12 protein-coding genes and 2 tRNA genes are annotated in these 16666 nt (G+C 43.5%); 5 read left to right on the top strand and 9 right to left on the bottom strand.

The window, feature by feature from the left end; all coding sequences use genetic code 11:
• Window positions 1–1008 (bottom strand): hypothetical protein (locus tag CXF61_RS05680; protein WP_165597481.1); only part of this gene is annotated, 1008 nt, incomplete at its 3' end.
• A 121-nt stretch (window positions 1009–1129) separates the two neighbouring features.
• On the opposite strand from CXF61_RS05680, the gene CXF61_RS05675 reads away from it, so the two are divergent.
• The 3 genes from CXF61_RS05675 (at window position 1130) to CXF61_RS05665 (ending at window position 2783) form a co-directional block, all read left to right on the top strand.
• Window positions 1130–1543, top strand: coding sequence for an OsmC family protein (locus CXF61_RS05675; protein WP_165597480.1), 414 nt, complete (start codon window positions 1130–1132; stop codon window positions 1541–1543).
• A 1-nt stretch (window position 1544) separates the two neighbouring features.
• Window positions 1545–2009, top strand: coding sequence for a flavodoxin family protein (locus CXF61_RS05670; protein WP_165597479.1), 465 nt, complete (start codon window positions 1545–1547; stop codon window positions 2007–2009).
• 99 nt (window positions 2010–2108) lie between these two features.
• Window positions 2109–2783 carry a DUF938 domain-containing protein gene (locus tag CXF61_RS05665; RefSeq protein WP_165597478.1) on the top strand — a complete coding sequence of 225 codons (675 nt, stop codon included), beginning with the start codon at window positions 2109–2111 and terminating at the stop codon, window positions 2781–2783.
• 128 nt (window positions 2784–2911) lie between these two features.
• Here the strand turns inward: CXF61_RS05665 and CXF61_RS05660 are convergent, their stop codons facing one another.
• Entirely contained in the window at window positions 2912–3703 is a 792-nt protein-coding gene (locus CXF61_RS05660; RefSeq protein WP_165597477.1) for a dienelactone hydrolase family protein, read from the bottom strand.
• Window positions 3704–4263: 560 nt separating this feature from the next.
• On the opposite strand from CXF61_RS05660, the gene CXF61_RS05655 reads away from it, so the two are divergent.
• A complete protein-coding gene (locus tag CXF61_RS05655) occupies window positions 4264–6351 on the top strand; it encodes a catalase (RefSeq protein ID WP_165597476.1) in 2088 nt (695 codons plus the stop codon).
• Between the two features lie 354 nt (window positions 6352–6705).
• A complete protein-coding gene (locus tag CXF61_RS05650; RefSeq protein WP_165597475.1) occupies window positions 6706–7494 on the top strand; it encodes an MBL fold metallo-hydrolase in 789 nt (262 codons plus the stop codon).
• A gap of 102 nt (window positions 7495–7596) precedes the next feature.
• On the opposite strand, the gene CXF61_RS05645 is transcribed toward CXF61_RS05650, so the two are convergent.
• The 7 genes from CXF61_RS05645 to leuS form a co-directional block, all read right to left on the bottom strand.
• Window positions 7597–7672 (bottom strand) — tRNA-Lys (locus CXF61_RS05645).
• A gap of 159 nt (window positions 7673–7831) precedes the next feature.
• A tRNA-Lys gene (locus CXF61_RS05640) sits at window positions 7832–7907 on the bottom strand.
• A 194-nt stretch (window positions 7908–8101) separates the two neighbouring features.
• Entirely contained in the window at window positions 8102–10051 is a 1950-nt protein-coding gene (locus CXF61_RS05635; RefSeq protein WP_227526613.1) for a MacB family efflux pump subunit, read from the bottom strand.
• Between the two features lie 269 nt (window positions 10052–10320).
• Entirely contained in the window at window positions 10321–11640 is a 1320-nt protein-coding gene (locus tag CXF61_RS05630; RefSeq protein ID WP_165597473.1) for an efflux RND transporter periplasmic adaptor subunit, read from the bottom strand.
• Between the two features lie 279 nt (window positions 11641–11919).
• The gene (locus tag CXF61_RS05625) at window positions 11920–13020 is read right to left on the bottom strand and encodes a DNA polymerase III subunit delta (RefSeq protein ID WP_165597472.1); all 1101 of its coding nucleotides are present in this window, start codon (window positions 13018–13020) and stop codon (window positions 11920–11922) included.
• A gap of 156 nt (window positions 13021–13176) precedes the next feature.
• A complete protein-coding gene (locus CXF61_RS05620; protein WP_165597471.1) occupies window positions 13177–13890 on the bottom strand; it encodes an LPS-assembly lipoprotein LptE in 714 nt (237 codons plus the stop codon).
• A gap of 66 nt (window positions 13891–13956) precedes the next feature.
• Window positions 13957–16644: a leucine--tRNA ligase gene (gene leuS / locus CXF61_RS05615; RefSeq protein ID WP_165597470.1), complete on the bottom strand. Its 2688-nt coding sequence runs from the start codon at window positions 16642–16644 to the stop codon at window positions 13957–13959.
• Between the last annotated feature and the right edge of the window lie 22 nt (window positions 16645–16666).

The raw sequence follows: 16666 nt of genomic DNA, 5'->3' as shown, positions 1-16666 counted from the left end.
AATTGTGATTTGGTGCTCATAGTCATTCATACGCTTACTGATATGATATTCTGTCTCTTCGCCGTCTTTTTTCAATTCTTTTTTGAGTAGAGGTATAATTTGTGTCTTACAAAGATGTTGTGCTTCTGCTATAAATTTGATAATTGTGTCCGATACACCAGCATCCAAAGTATATAGTCGACTTGTACAGTATTTAACATGTCGTATATAACTTTCTTCATCTATAAGCTCTTTTCTAATGACAACGTGTGTCAGATATACAAATAGATCATTACTACCGCCATCTTCATGCAAAAAACGTTTAATAGAATAAGGATTTTGTCTTGATTTATCGGCAATACCTATTAAAAACCAGTAACGCTCACTTTCAATGACAAAGAATTTTTTACGCTTTGCCTCTCTTTTTATAATATCGGGTAAGTTATCTTGTTCCTGAAAGTCTATATCAGTAGAATCCCATGCGCGAAAGTCTCGCCCCTGAATCTTTTGCTTAATAAATACTTCTTTAAAGTATGTTTTTACGATATCAGTATTTAAGTGCCTTATACCAGGTTGTACTATAAGATTTACATTATCGATCCAAAATGCTAAATCGTATAAAAATGCTTTTTTTATACTTTCACGACTTTTTTGGTCTAAAATATGATCACCTATATCAATACGGTTAAGATAATCGATCATCGCCTCTACTTTATCAGCAAGTTCAATAGCATCATATGAATCCGGCTTGGACTCAATAAATTTCAACATCTGTATAGCAATTGCTTTTAGCTCTCGATGACGAATTGCTGTTTTAGATAACAAACTTCTCAAATCATCTGGAATGATATAAGTAAAATTTGGGCTAATGTTCCTTTTTGATAATATTTTTTCGTACACACTTTTACGACTGGGTATATCGAGCTGCGGCAAAATACTGATAAGAATGGTTTTCCAGTTACCACCTAATGCTGGGTCTATCGATTTTAATTGATAAACTTGGTATTCTGAGAGCTCATACACATACATATTACAATTTCCTTTACAGAACTAATGTTTGCACAAATGCTCGCCATCTTAGCATCTATCAAATAACTATCACAGCATCTTTATTTCTCAGGCAGCTAGTTTAATAAACTAAGGTAAGATTATGACCACCTCAAAAGTAACCTACCAAGGCAATTTACGCACCCAAGCTATTCACCTACAGTCGAATAATCAAATCATCACTGATGCGCCGACAGACAATCATGGTAAGGGCGAAGCGTTTTCACCGACTGATTTACTAGCGACCAGTTTGGGTAGTTGTATCTTAACAATTATTGGTATCAAAGCCGAAGCGATGGACATCGATATCTCAGGTACGACCGCAGAAGTTACCAAAGTCATGGCTGCCAAACCAAGACGTGTAAGTGAAATACACGTTGTGGTTAATTTTTCGAAAGCATTGGACGAGAGTACCTTAAAACGGTTTTATAAAACCGCGTTGACCTGTCCAGTAGGCAATAGCTTGGATCCTGCTATCACTCAAAATCTAGTGTTTAACAATGGCACAGACGCCTAATATGTCTACTAAGACTTTACTCATCGTCGCTCATACGCCATCGCCCAATACTCAGAAATTGGCGCAGGCAGCTTATGACGGTGCCAATCATCCTGATATAGATATCACTGTCATTTTGAAATCACCGCAGGATACGCAGCCTGAAGACGTGTTGGCTGCTGATGCGTTACTGCTAGGTACGACTGAGAATCTGGCGTATATGGCAGGGCTGACCAAGGACTTTTTTGATCGTTGCTATTATCCCGTGCTAGAAGAGAAGCAGGGTATGCCATTTGCGGTATATATACGGGCAGGGCATGATGGTACAAGCACCAAACTTGCGCTCAAAACGATTACAATGGGGCTACGTTGGTCATGGATTCAAGAGGCGCTGATACTACAAGGCGATTGGCAAGATAGCTTTGCTGAGCAAGTAGAAGAGCTTGCCATGACGTTGGCCGCTGGGGTAGAAGCGGGTATTTACTAGTATAAGTTGTTTGGTAGTCACTAGGGCAGTATTAGACAGTGCTTGTTCATCTACTGCTATCAATGCTGAGAGTACAATAGACGGTCTGGGAGAATAGTAATGCATGACGATAATTTGGAGAGTGATAATCCAAACAATAAAGTAGATATTTCTGCATTGCCGTTTTCCCAAGCGTGTGAGAATAATAAACAGCCTATTTTAGAAGTACTGCAAACAGAGCTACAAGGCTCTAATCATGTATTGGAGATTGGTTCTGGAACGGGGCAGCATAGTGTTTACTTTGCGCCTCATTTGTCACATTTAAAATGGCAAACTAGCGATGTGACTGGTAATCATCGCCATATAATCGCTTGGCACAATGCGTATCCTGCACCCAATCTATATTCGCCATTAGCGTTTGATTTAGCGCATGACTCAGTACCTGTTAGTAGTCATTTAGATAGCAATCATGTAGACAAACCTTATGATGTGATATTTACGGCTAATACTTTGCATATCATCAGCTGGGCTTTGGTGGAGCAGTTATTTGCATTAGTTGGTGATGCGCTACCTGTTGACGGTAAGCTGATTATATACGGCCCATTTAATGAAGGTGGTAAATATACCAGTGAGGGCAATCAGCGATTTGATGCGATGTTGAGAGCAGGTAATCCTGACAGCGGTATTCGTGATAAAGAAGACATCGTCAGTCTAGCAAATGCTCACCATATACAACTCTCTAAAACATATGCAATGCCTGCTAATAATCAGCTATTGATATTTTATAAGCGCTAAGTTTTAAAGCGTGAGCAAAAATTAAATAAATAAAAAGACACCTCAATGGATCGTTATCGGATCTTAATTGAGGTGTCTTTTTGTTTGGGCTTGCTTATATTATTACTTATTCGACTTGTGCCACTGGATTATTTATATTCTTCTGCTAAAAAATCTAAGTAACGCTTCCAAGAGCGCTGATCTGCACGTGCATCGTATCTATCACTACCGAACACGCTAAAGGCGTGTGGCGCGCCGCTGTAGGTAACCATCTCATGAGGTACTTTGGCTGCTTCTAAGGTCTTGCCCAAAGTCGCAAAGCTCTCTAGCGAGACAGATTGGTCAGCAGAGCCATGGAATACTAGGATTTCTCCCGTAGTTTTGTCATAGCTTTGACCAGTTGGAATATCGAATGCACCGTGGAAAGGTACAAAGGCTTTTTGCTCAAAGCCTGAGCGTGCTAACTCTAACGCGACCGTACCGCCAAAACAATAGCCCATAGTCGTGCCTTTGCGCACATCATTGCCTTGTAGTTGTCCTGCTGTTAATGCCCCTGCCAATATGCGACGCATTTTATTACGATCATCATATAGCTCCCCAGTTAGGCGTTTGTTTTCTTCGATAGAAGTGGGGCGAATGCCTTGTCCAAACATATCGGCCGCCAATACGTTGTAGCCTTCAGCCGCTAACATGTCAGCACGTTTGCGCTCATAGTCAGTTAGACCATCCCAATCATGAATCAATAAGATAAAAGGTGCATTTGGCTTATCTGCCTTGGCGTAATAGCCTTCGTATGCTTGGTCATCGACCGTATAAGTTACGTTTTTGGTCGTGATAGCAGCAGCCGTTTGACTGAACGTTAATGCCATTAGAACCATTGACGCGCCTACTAGCAATGAGTGATAAGGTTTTTTAATCGGGGAGCTTAGAGTTGGTAACATGGTAGGTAGCCTTATAGTTATATAAAAAATAGTCGCATCATCAAATCCCTACAAATCCGCTACATTATCATCCTCGCTAACCATACTAAGGTATAGCTTGCGCTCGGTTCTCTTGTAACGAAATCATTTGAATTCAACGATATAAAGAAGATAAATATAAGGCTAAAACCCTGCCAATTTATTTATCAATAGTCCTTGGTACTTCATAAAAAGCATACCTTAAAGAATAACTACATTACAAGATTCTATTGTTAACGTTTATGCGCCTTTAAGACCATCTAAAGTAGTCGCTTTATAGCATCTATAAACGTTAACTAAATATCAACAAGGTTTACTATATACGCAACTATATTTGACTTATTTTTTGGGTAGTATAAGTCCTAAGCCTATTATTCCTTTACGAATTTTAGTGCGGTATCAGTTTAACGCTCGGCAATGCTGAAAACACAGATAAATAAATGACAGATGAAGTCACCACTACCTCAAAGGATATCAAACCTGTGTAGGCACTCTTTTAATGATTTTAAAGAGCACTCTCAATCTATTAGCTAGGACTTTTTATGAATAATAATATCGATCATACGGACCCCGCCAAAGACATGAATACGGAACGTGGCAATGGTGGTGAAACACATCAGCGCGCAGGTGACGACACTAAAGTATTAACCACGCAACAAGGTGTGGCCATCGCTGACAACCAAAACTCTCTAAAAGCAGGCTCACGTGGACCGACGCTATTGGAGGATTTTGTATTACGTGAAAAAATCAATCATTTTGACCATGAGCGTATCCCTGAGCGTATCGTCCATGCTCGTGGTAGTGCCGCACACGGTTATTTTGAGCTGACAGAGTCTCTAGAAGAATATACGACTGCCAAAGTATTGACCGAAACAGGTAAGCAAACGCCATTATTCACGCGTTTCTCAACGGTAGCCGGTAACAAAGGCTCAAAAGATACACCACGTGATGTGCGCGGTTTTGCTGTGAAAATGTATACAGAAGAAGGTAACTGGGATATCGTTGGTAACAATATGCCAATCTTCTTTATCCAAGATGCGATGAAGTTTCCAGATTTGATCCATGCGGTAAAACCAGAACCAGATCGCGGTTTCCCACAAGCGGCCTCTGCTCATGATACGTTCTGGGATTTTGTCTCACTAAGTCCTGAAACCATGCACAACTTAATCTGGCTGATGAGTGATCGTGGTCTACCACGTAGCCTACGCATGATGGAAGGTTTTGGTATTCATAGCTATCGCTTAATCAATAAAGACGGTAAGAGCACCTTTGTACGTTTCCACTGGAAGCCAGTATTGGGCGTACAGTCAACTACATGGGATGAGGCAGTGAAAATTTCAGGTGCTGATCCTGATTACCATCGCCGCGACCTGTTTGAGTCGATCAACAACGGTGACTATCCTGAGTGGGAGTTTGGCGTACAGTTATTTACTGAAGAAGAAGCCAATGAATTCCCATTTGACCATCTAGATGCGACCAAGCTGATTCCAGAAGAATTAGTACCAGTGAAAGTCGTGGGTAAGATGGTACTGAACCGCTATCCTGATAATTTCTTTGCAGAGACTGAGCAGGTAGCATTCTGCCCATCGCACATGCCACCGGGTGTTGATTTTAGTAATGATCCACTATTGCAAGGTCGTCTATTCAGTTACTTGGACACGCAGCTATCACGTCTAGGCTCGCCAAACTTTGCCCAGATTCCTATTAATGCACCGAAATGCCCGTTTGCTAATAATCAGCAAGATGGTCATATGCAAATGCAGGTGCCTAAGACACGTGTACTCTATGAGCCACAAAGCCTAGATCCAACTCGTCCTCGTGAAAGCGCTAAACGTGGTTTCAACTCATTCCATGAGCAACTAGATGATGGCGTAAAAGGTCGCGTACGTGACGAGAGCTTTGCAGATCACTATAGTCAGCCACGTATGTTCTACCGTAGTCAGACAGCAACTGAGCAAGCACATATCGCAACCGCTTATGCGTTTGAGCTAGGTAAAGTAGACACAGCCCATGTACGTACGCGTATGCTTAGCCATTTGATTCATATCGATGAAGACTTGGCCAATCGCGTAGCAACGGCCTTGGGTATGGAGCTACCAGAGCCAGCTGACGCGGCTGCACCTGTTCAAGACTTGGGAATCTCTAAAGCGGTACAAACTATTGGCCTAACGCCTGATAGCCTAAAAGGTCGTATGATTGGTATCTTAGTTGCAGAAGGTTCTAATAGTAGTGAAGTTAAAAAGTTCGAAGATGCTGCTAAAGCGCAGGGTGCTAGTGTCAAAATCGTAGCGCCTAATAAAGAAGTCGTATTGGATGATGGTACACGCATACAAGCTGATGAGCGCCTTGCTGGTGGTCCATCAGTGATGTTTGATGCCGTCGTTAGTATCATCATGCCTGATCAAGCTAAAAAGCTCGCAAAAGACAGCTCTGCGTTAGATTGGTTCAATGATGCGTACAATCATTGCAAAGCCATCGCCTATTGTGGTGCGACTGATGAATTTATCCTAAGTAAACTACCAGTTGAAAAAGACGAGTTTGTGACGCCATTGGCTGAGTTAGATGCCTTTATCAGTAATGCTAAGTCTCGTCTATGGGAACGTGAGCCAAAGGTTCGTGATCTTGCATAGTCGATGAGTAGGTAATTTACAAATTATCTAAGATAACAAATAAGATATTAAGTGTTTCCTTAAACCCAGCCTAAGCGCTGGGTTTTTGCTTTTTGCTAATAAGGTGAGAATTTTCACAGATAAAAGTCATGTTATAGGTGCTAATCATTCGTTATTAATCGTTATTAATCGTTATTAATCGTTATTAATCGTTATTAGTCGCATTGTCTCTGTATACCGCCTAGCCTTTGTATATAGTCACAAGCGTTCACTCAAAGTCGTTTTATTTGTGGTGACGGGCGCTATACTAAAGATTGGCTATAAAACTGAACAAAAGCCTCACAATAATAATGACGAATGAGGTAGGGAACACCAATGAGTCTATGTGAAATTGTACGCTTAGAAGGATATATCCAGAGTAGTTATCTGGCAGTATATCCAGATAAAATAATGCTGTTAGATGGCTGCTGCCGTGCTGATGTGCCGATGGTGCTTGACTATATTAAGACAACGTTAAAACGACCCATTACTGACCTAAAAGTAGTAGTGGTCACGCATATGCATCCGGATCATGCAGGCGGTGCGAATAAGTTTCGAGAAAAGACAGGCTGTCTGATTGTCTCAGCTGATAAGAAAAAGCAGTGGTATAGCGGTATTGGTGGGCGCACGATGCACTTCGTAGATATACATCTAGGATATTATGTGGCCAGACGTCAAGGTAGGCCATTTAAAAACCTATACTATTCGGCAAGTCTGAAACCGGATATCACCGTCACAGATGGTGAGCTTGTGCCACATTTTGATGAATGGCAAGTACTAGAGACGCCAGGTCATACGGATCGTGATTTGTCTTTGTTTCATCTGCCCAGTCGCGAAGTATACACTGCTGATTTAATCATTAAGTTGCGACACAAGTTCGTAGCACCATTTCCTGTTTATTATCCTAAAGACTATGTTCAATCGTTAAAAAAAATCAAAGCATTACAACCGTCAATGGTGATGATGGCACATGGTCGAGAGCTGGCGATGAGTAAGGCAGAGTTTGATGAGTTTATCGCTCATGCGCCCAAGCACCCACGTACTATCAAAGATACGATCAGACATAAACTACTATGGCGCAAGAGAGATAACTTTCGACTGTTTAAACGTAAGCATAATAAATAGAGGTATATAAAAGTTAAGAAACTAATAGCTAAAAAACAACATTTAAAAAGCCCAGACGAAAAAAAGCCCAGTTACTAAGATAGTAACTGGGCTTTCTAAATATGGTGGGCTGTCCGCGACTCGAACGCGGGACCAATTGATTAAAAGTCAACTGCTCTACCAACTGAGCTAACAGCCCTGAAGAGTATATAAAAAAGCGATGCTTTTTAACTCTGCAAGAGAAAATTCTAACTAAAGAACTTTCTAAAACTAAACATCTTAACGATGTCTTTTAAACTTACCTTTATCAGTCTACTACCGGATAGGGTAGAACGATTAATAAAGATTAAACTAAATATGGTGGGCTGTCCGCGACTCGAACGCGGGACCAATTGATTAAAAGTCAACTGCTCTACCAACTGAGCTAACAGCCCTAACGTTTAAAGTGTTTGTATCCCTAAACGTGAGAGCACATTATATATATTATTATGACAATTACAACCCCACATGATAAAAAAAGTGTAATTCTCTTATAAAATTGCCAATTTATTCCAGTTTCTTTAAATTTTTGCCATTATATTGATATTGACTGCTCTATTTTTGGCTAAAGCGAGTCAATAATCGATTATTAGTCTCGAGAAAGTGCTTCAACAGGATCTAATTTGGCGGCATTACGTGCTGGCAAGAATCCAAATACTACGCCAATTAACGTCGAACAAACAAAAGCAGCAATAATAGAGGTTGATGAATAGATAACTTTGAAATTATCACCGCCCACACTATTAATTAATTCACCAATGGCAAAGGCCAGTCCAATACCAATCAGCCCTCCTAAAATACAGACCAGAACGGCCTCAATAAGGAACTGCTGCATGATATCGCTCTGACGTGCGCCTACTGCCATACGTACGCCAATCTCGTTGGTGCGCTCGGTGACAGAGACTAGCATAATATTCATCACCCCAATACCGCCGACGATCAATGAAATAACAGCGACTGATGAAATAAGTAGAGTCATCGTTCCTGTCGTCGACTCGATTGTTTGACGAATAGAGTCTGAATTACGCAGCTCAAAGTCATCTTTACCATGGCGACTCTCTATTAAATCAGAGATGGCCGTCTCTGCGGCACTAGAAGAGATACTGTCATCTAACAACGCCACAAAGCGGTCGATATTGGTACTACCAGTGACACGCGACATCACCGTTGTATAAGGCATATAGATGGTAGGCGTCGTCACACTGGGACCAAAGCCACCATCGCTCTCTTCGAGGACGCCAATTACGCGTCCAGGTACACTACCAACCAGTATCACCTCACCAACAGGATTATCAATATCTGAGAAAAAGGTCTGTTTAGCGTTGTCATCGATGATGATATCTTGACTACGTAATGTAATGCTTTTTGCATCAAACCCTTGGCCCAATGTTAATGTCTCACCAGTGACGTTTAGATAGTCTTCACCAACGCCATTGACGGTAGCATCCTCTTGTATACTACGATAGCGCACGCTAGAGCTGGCATTTACCTGAGGGCTGACACTGATAATATAGGGCTGATTGCCGACCGCCTCTGCATCTTCTGGTGTCAAATTGTCATCATTATAGCGGCGTCTAGGATCGCCTCTAGGGTAGCCATCATTGACGGTAATGGTATTGGTACCTAACGAGCTGATATTGGCAAGGATTTGCTGCTGAGAGCCTTGTCCAAGGCCTACGATAGATACGACTGCGGCAATACCGATAATAATGCCGAGCATAGTTAGTAGAGTACGCATCTTATGCGCGCGCATGGCAAGCAAAGACATTTTGAAAGCTTCAAGCAGTCGATCAATAAAACTACCAAAGGCACTTTTTCGATGCTCGCCAAGGATAGATTCTGGTTTTTTGTCTGTGTGCTTATAATGCTCAGTTTGATAGTCAGCGATGACATGGCCATCTTTGAGCTCAATCACACGCTCCGCTTGTGCTGCTAGTTTTGGATCATGAGTGACCATGATAATGGTATGACCTTGTGCGCTGAGGTCATGCAAAATCGCCATGACGTCTTCGCCAGATTTGCTATCGAGTGCCCCTGTGGGCTCATCTGCCAAGATAACGTCGCCACCATTCATCAGTGCACGAGCGACAGAAACACGCTGCTGCTGTCCACCTGAGAGCTGATTGGGACGGTTATTGACCTTATTGCCAAGGCCGAGGTCAGTTAGTAGCTTCTCAGCACGATTGGTGCGTGCCTCGGTATCCATGCCCGCATACACGGCAGGGACGGCGACGTTGTCTTTGGCACTGATATCACCAAGCAAATGATAGCGCTGAAAAATAAAACCAAAGTGCTCACGGCGCAGTTCTGCTAGCTGATCGGCATCAAGCTTACGGGCGGATTGACCATAAATCTTATAATCACCAGCAGTGGCTTGATCTAGACAACCTAAGATATTCATCAAGGTGGACTTACCAGAGCCTGATTGTCCAATGATGGCAACCATCTCACCTTGGTGAATCGTCAGATTGATATCATGCAAGACGCGAATGGTTTGCTCACCAGCAGGGAACTCTCTGATAATGCCAGACAGCTCCATAATGGGCTTGCCTGATGCAGGATGGTTAGCGGTATTGGTTTTTGCCGGATTACTTAAGTTATCTGAGCTGTTTGAAGGGTTAGCAGTAGTGTGTGACCCTAAGTTTTGAGCCGTGCTACTTTCAGAGCTATCTTCACTCGACGGTTTAGGAGATTGAGATATAGTCATAGCAGTGTCTTTAATAAAGGCTAATAAGCGTTATAGTGTTGTTATGAAAGGGCTGCTATGTTTAACAAGCCCTTTTTTATTCAACATAGTCAAAGCACAAGTTACATTTGAGGTCCACCAGGTACGCGGCCGCTATCTGATTTCTTACCGCTCTCTTCACTGATGATTACTTCTTCCCCTTCTTTCAAACCACTTAAGATTTGCGCGTTTACTCGGTTGTCGATACCGACTTCTACAGTACGCTCTTCTACAGTTCCGTCCTCTTTTAATACACGTACAAACTTGCCCGTTGTTGATTTGCCTTTTTCTTTAGCTCGCTTTTCTTGTATCACTGTTGATGGTACTAATAGAGTATTTTTGGCTTCGTTGACGATGATATATATCTGTGCCGTCATATCGATTCGGAATAAGCGGTCAGGGTTTGGTACTTCTACGTAGCCGACGTAATAGATAGCAGCGTCTGTCGAGCTGGTGCTACTGATCTGCTCTGGGGCAGGTTCGATAGCGGTTAATGTCGCATCATACTGTTGGTCTGGATTACCGATAATATTGAAATAAGCAGGCATACCAGCACTGACGTTAATGACATCAGCTTCTGAGATTTGCGCGTTGATACGTACGGTCGATAAATCTGCTAACGTCACCAATGTGGGCGCCGTTTGGTTAGCATTGACCGTAGTACCTTGCTCAGTCGTAATAGAAACGACTGTACCTGATATTGGTGCACGAATCGTGGTATAGCTTAGATCTTCTTCAGCAGTACTGACGTTGGTTCGTGATTTGCGTAATGCTGCTTGCTGACTGTTGATATTGGCTTCGGTGGTCGCAATCGCGGCTTTTGCTGTATCGATAGCCGCTTGTGCATTGGCAACGGCTGCTTTTGCCGTCTCAACACTGGTCGCTTGTGTGTCGTATTCTTGCTGTGAGATAGCATCGATAGCGACTAAGTCTTGCAAACGCGCAAAATCAGACTGTGCTTGTTTGAGCTCAGACTGACGGCTGGCAAGGTCAGCATACGCACTTTTTAGGCTGGCTTGTTTGCTCAATGATTCTGCTTGCGCACTTTGTAGCGCGGCTTCGCTTTGTTCAAGACTGGCTTGTTCATTGCTCAGACTGTTTTTTTGCGTGACTTGATCAATCTGCGCAATCAAATCGCCTTGTTTCACTTCGTCACCGACTTCGACGTACAGGCGTTTGACTTCACCAGATACCTGTGCCCCTACATCGACGGTATTTAACGCTTTTACTTTACCGGATGCCATGACATTGTTTTCAATATCACCGACTTCAACGGTTGCAGTTAGGTAGTTAGGTGTGGTTTCTTCTGGTTTTAAAAAAGTATAGGCCAAAGCCCCTAATGCTACGATAATTAAGGCGATAACCGCCCATTTAATAGCAGACTTTTTGCTTATTTTGCGCATGACAACTATCCAATCACAATGAAATCAAGTGTAGCTATAGTAGAGACTTCATCTACAAAAGGGAATGGAAATTAGTTTACGAAAGGTTAAGGTAGAAGAACAGAGACAGGTACAGAAAAGAAATGCTTACTAAAAATCAATAAAACGGAGATTATAGGAGAACAATATAGGGTAGTAGAATCTGAATTTACAGCGTTTAAATGTATAAATCAGTAAGAGAAGAGATGGATAACTTGTTAATAAGAAAAACAATAAAAGGTGGTGACAAGCGGGTCTGTCTTAGCGCATCGCAAATAAACGCTTACCTGCAAGCTCCAATGCCGCTTGTAATAATAGCTCCCATGCTGGCTGACGAATAAGTCCTTTGATAGCTTGGTCACAGCGGTAAAGCAGGGCAGGCCATTCGGCCGTGTGCGTTTTTGACTGACGGCGGCAGGCTTGTTGGTACAACCCTTGTTTACTACGCCAAATGCCTAATGCTTGAGGGTCTTGACCGTCCATAAGTTGAATGATTTGACGCATGTCTTTGCTGATAGCCCAGAGCACTAAAGTAGTGGGCTCATCGGTCGATTTTAGCTGGAACATGATTTTGGCGACCTGCGTACTATTACCCGCGAGCATCGCATCAGACAAATCAAACACACTAAACTGCGCATCGCTGACCAACGCTGCTTGTAGGTCTGCAATATCCAATGCCACATTATTCACAGGTTGTGAAAAGCTATTAGATTGTTCGGTACTGTTGTCAGTAGCACTATCTTCACTAGTACTGTTATTAGCAACTAGCTGCGGTGCAAACAAATAGGACAGCCGCCATAGGGTTTGATAAGCACTCAATAGATGATGCTCAGTGTGTGACATGAGTAGCTGCCAGGCCTCTTGAGACAGTCGTAAGCCAAACTTCTGAGCTTGTATTTGTAGTAGCTGTTGGCGCTGCTGCTCATTGTATAAATTGCAATCAATGACATTGCCATATTGCGCAAAAGGAGCAAACCATTTGCTGCTCTGGCTGCGTTTGTCTTGCTTAGGTGTAAGCCACAATACACTATGACCGTGTGTGCCCGCTTGTGCCTCGATCGCAAAACGTTCCAGCTCGGTGATAACTGCTTTGTCAGGTTTATGATTGCCCGTCACGATTAAAGCGCTGGCATCATCGAATAGAGACTGGCTGCCAAGCTCAGACAGTACTTCTTGCCAGCTTTTGACAGAAATTAGCTCTATACGTTTGATTGCATAGTTCTGTGCGCGCCAGTGTGGACGCAGCGCATCTATCAACCATTGACTCAGCAGTGGCTCGTCACCGTGCGCCAGCCATAGCCCTGCTACTCCAACGGAAGGCTGCAGTAGTTTTGGGTAGGCTTTTATGAAAGTATCTTGCATAGCGTGGTGTTACACAGGTTGATGAGCAGGTAATATCAATTCCAAAAATATGATCAGCAGTGTCAAGCTAGCCGAGTTTACTAGTACTTACGCTCGCTTAGTTTGCTACTCATACTTCTAGAAATGGTATCGTTTGATAATCAGAACGACTAACTCTTACGGTTGTGGTACGACGACAACGGTTGGTGTCATGCCTTTATTTATTTGCAGAGATTGTTTGGCAGCGGGTGCGACTTTAGGAAGCGAGATAGCAACGTACTGGTCAGTGATACGGCGAGCTAAAGTATCATAGAGCCAATCGCGAGTCTGATCGCCTTGCTGATCGTCAGTACTAACAGAGGCTTCGTTGTACTGATAGCTTCGCTCGACCTGAATGGGGTTGCTCAGTGTTACAGGCTTACCATTTTCCATCGTTTGATAGCTGACATCTGCAGATAGTACCAAGCGAATCTCTGTTAATACACCAACCAATTCGTAACGCTTAAAACGTACATTACGAATGTCGATAGCGGCAATAGACTCAGCCCCTGCTTGTTGGTTATTACGAGCAACTTCTTCTGAGCTCATATTACCAATAACGTCGACACCTAACGTTTTTAGGCGACGCGTCAATGGTAGTTTCAGCGGGAATGAGGTGCGATTGTCTTCGATAATGACCGCTGTTTTTTCGACGTCAAGCAGCATCGCTGAGTCGTAGCCGCGTAGCTGGAAGCCACAGCCGCTAAGAGCAGCGGCTGCACCTACCACGGCGAACATTGGCAGCGTAGCAAGTAAGACTGCTCCGAGCTTTTGGCCATGGGACTTTTTATTAGTTAGGCTGTGTGCGCTTAATTCTGGTTGCGGCTGCTCAGCTCGATGCTTGTATGACATAAACGCTATCCTCATATGATAAGAAGGCTTAGAGCACTAAGCCTAAAATACTTAGCTCAAGATACCTCAGCCTACAACCACGATGTTAACCAGTTTGTTAGGAACAACGATTTCTTTTTTGATTTCGCCAGTGATGAATTTTGCCACGCTTTCCATGGTACGAGCTTGCTCTTTTAGCTGCTCAGGATCGCTGTTTGGTGCCACATCCATTTTACCACGCATCTTACCATTGACCTGTACCACCATCGTGATCATGTCCTGTACCAGAGCACTTTCATCAACGGTTGGGTAGTCCAACGTTAAGGTATCAAGACCTAACTGCTCAAGCAGATGCTCACCAACGTGCGGCGCATATACAGATAACATAATCAGCAGATTGGTCAATGCTTCGTGTTTGACGTGTAGCTCTTGCTCATTACTTGCGTTAAAGCCAGTCAGCTCATTAGCAAGTTCCATCAGGCTTGATACTGGCGTGTTCAGTGCCAGACGATCACCCAAATCACTGTCAATCTTAGCAATCGTTTCGTGCGTTTTACGGCGTAAATTTTTGGCTTCTTTGCTTAGACCGTCTGTGTTCAAGGTAGCACTGTTAAGTGTATCAATATTGATGTTGGCGGCCGTTAGTGCTTGCATATGATCGGTTGCAATGCGCCATACTTTTTTCACAAAGTTATAAGGGCCTTTTAGCGCGTCGTCTGACCATTCAAGCGTTTGATCAGCAGGCGCAGTAAATAGCGTATATAGACGAACCGTATCAGCACCATATTTATCAATGGTTAGCTGTGGATCTACGCCATTGTTCTTTGATTTAGACATTTTTTCGATTTTACCAATCGTCACTGGCTGGCCGTCAGATTTTAAGATTGCTTTGATTGGTTGACCGCGTTCGTTGAAGTCAATATCGATGTCTTCTGCAAAGTAATAGGTCGTACTGCCATCTGCATTGACGCGGTAGAACGTACCAGCAAGCACCATGCCTTGGGTCATTAGATTGGCAAATGGCTCGTCGCCTGTGACTAAATTTTCGTCGCGCATCAGCTTATGGAAAAAACGCGCATACAACAGATGCATTACCGCATGCTCGACACCGCCAACATATTGATCAACAGGCAACCATTTATTGGCAGCAGACTTGTTGACCATGTTTTGCGCATCATTTGGGCTAGCAAAGCGTGCATAGTACCAGCTTGACTCTACAAAGGTATCAAAGGTATCGGTCTCGCGTTCAGCAGGGTTGCCACATTTAGGGCAAGTGGTATTGACAAACTCTGGTATATTTTTAAGTGGGTTACCGCGACCATCAGGTACGACGTCAGTTGGCAACACAACGGGTAAGTCTTGCTCTTCAACAGGTACCGTACCACAATGCTCACAGTTGATCATTGGGATAGGGCAACCCCAATAGCGCTGGCGAGAGACACCCCAATCACGTAGGCGGTATTGAATTTTTTTCTTAGCAAGCTCTTTTGGCTCAAGTTTGGCTAGCATTGCTTCAAATGCTTGCTCAAAGTCTAGACCGTCAAACTCACCTGAATTAACCAAAGTGTTGCGTTCAGTATAAGCAAGATTCACTTCACTATCGTTCGCTCTGGCATCTGCTTTTAGCTCATCAAAATAGCCATCAGGGGTATTGATGACTTGCTTGATTGGTAGGTCGTACTTCATCGCAAACTCATAATCACGCTCATCATGAGCAGGTACCGCCATGACTGCGCCTGAGCCGTAGCTCATCAATACGTAGTTGGCAACCCACACTGGCACTTCTTCACCAGTCAGAGGATGCGTCACAGTGAGGCCTGTATCCATACCGATTTTTTCAGCTTTGGCCAAATCCGCTTCAGCTACTGAGCCTTTTTTGCAAAGGGCACAGAATTGGGCGATAGCGTCATCTTGCTCAGAGGCATACTGTGCAAGTGGATGCTCTGCGGCAACAGCGACATAAGTCACACCCATCAAGGTGTCAGGACGAGTGGTGAACACATCTAAGGTGTTTGCTTCACCAGCAAGCTCATAAGGGAAGTGCACTTCCATACCGGCACTACGACCAATCCAGTTACGCTGCATGGTTAGTACTTCAGATGGCCAATGACCTTCTAGCTGATCCAAATCATCTAATAGCTCATCAGCATAGTCAGTGATGTTGAAGTAGTACATAGGTATGTCACGTTTTTCGACCGCAGCACCACTACGCCAGCCTTTGCCATCGATGACTTGCTCGTTTGCTAAGACAGTGTTGTCAACAGGATCCCAGTTGACCGTCGATAGCTTTTTGTAGACCAAGCCTTTTTTGTACAATTGCAAGAATAACCACTGCTCCCATTGATAATACTCAGGGCTACAAGTGGCAAATTCACGTGACCAGTCAATAGACAGGCCTAGCAATTTAAGCTGCGCGCGCATACTGTCAATATTGGCAAATGTCCATGCAGCGGGTGGCGTCTGGTTAGCAATTGCTGCGTTTTCTGCTGGCAAGCCAAAACCATCCCAGCCCATTGGTTGCATGACTTCATAGCCTTTGAGCCGATAATAACGGCTCAATACGTCAGAAATCGTATAGTTACGGACGTGGCCCATATGCAGCTTGCCACTTGGATAAGGGAACATCGACAGCATGTAACGACTTGGCTTGTCGCTTGGCTCGTTGCTTACTTCAAAGCGCTTGTCAGTGGCCCATTTGGTTTGCTGCGCGGCTTCTATCGCTTGCGGGTTATAATAATTGTTTTCTGCTTGGTCTGCTGTCACGGCGTTGCTCATAGTCGGCTCGAAATTGGTTGAT

Origin of the sequence: Psychrobacter sp. 4Dc, assembly GCF_002836715.1 — a bacterium.
Classification (GTDB): domain Bacteria; phylum Pseudomonadota; class Gammaproteobacteria; order Pseudomonadales; family Moraxellaceae; genus Psychrobacter.
The sequence above is the reverse complement of the archived record's forward strand: the minus strand, read 5'-3'. Positions and strand labels throughout refer to the sequence as shown.

What these genes read in the sequence shown, in the direction of transcription:
- CXF61_RS05670 (WP_165597479.1), top strand. Translation starts at nt 1,545, where the DNA reads ATGTCTACTAAGACTTTACTCATCGTCGCTCATACGCCATCGCCCAAT.
- CXF61_RS05660 (WP_165597477.1), bottom strand. Translation starts at nt 3,703, where the DNA reads ATGTTACCAACTCTAAGCTCCCCGATTAAAAAACCTTATCACTCATTG.
- leuS (WP_165597470.1), bottom strand. Translation starts at nt 16,644, where the DNA reads ATGAGCAACGCCGTGACAGCAGACCAAGCAGAAAACAATTATTATAAC.
- CXF61_RS05650 (WP_165597475.1), top strand. Translation starts at nt 6,706, where the DNA reads ATGAGTCTATGTGAAATTGTACGCTTAGAAGGATATATCCAGAGTAGT.
- CXF61_RS05630 (WP_165597473.1), bottom strand. Translation starts at nt 11,640, where the DNA reads ATGCGCAAAATAAGCAAAAAGTCTGCTATTAAATGGGCGGTTATCGCC.
- CXF61_RS05655 (WP_165597476.1), top strand. Translation starts at nt 4,264, where the DNA reads ATGAATAATAATATCGATCATACGGACCCCGCCAAAGACATGAATACG.
- CXF61_RS05675 (WP_165597480.1), top strand. Translation starts at nt 1,130, where the DNA reads ATGACCACCTCAAAAGTAACCTACCAAGGCAATTTACGCACCCAAGCT.
- CXF61_RS05665 (WP_165597478.1), top strand. Translation starts at nt 2,109, where the DNA reads ATGCATGACGATAATTTGGAGAGTGATAATCCAAACAATAAAGTAGAT.
- CXF61_RS05620 (WP_165597471.1), bottom strand. Translation starts at nt 13,890, where the DNA reads ATGTCATACAAGCATCGAGCTGAGCAGCCGCAACCAGAATTAAGCGCA.
- CXF61_RS05625 (WP_165597472.1), bottom strand. Translation starts at nt 13,020, where the DNA reads ATGCAAGATACTTTCATAAAAGCCTACCCAAAACTACTGCAGCCTTCC.
- CXF61_RS05635 (WP_227526613.1), bottom strand. Translation starts at nt 10,051, where the DNA reads ATGGAGCTGTCTGGCATTATCAGAGAGTTCCCTGCTGGTGAGCAAACC.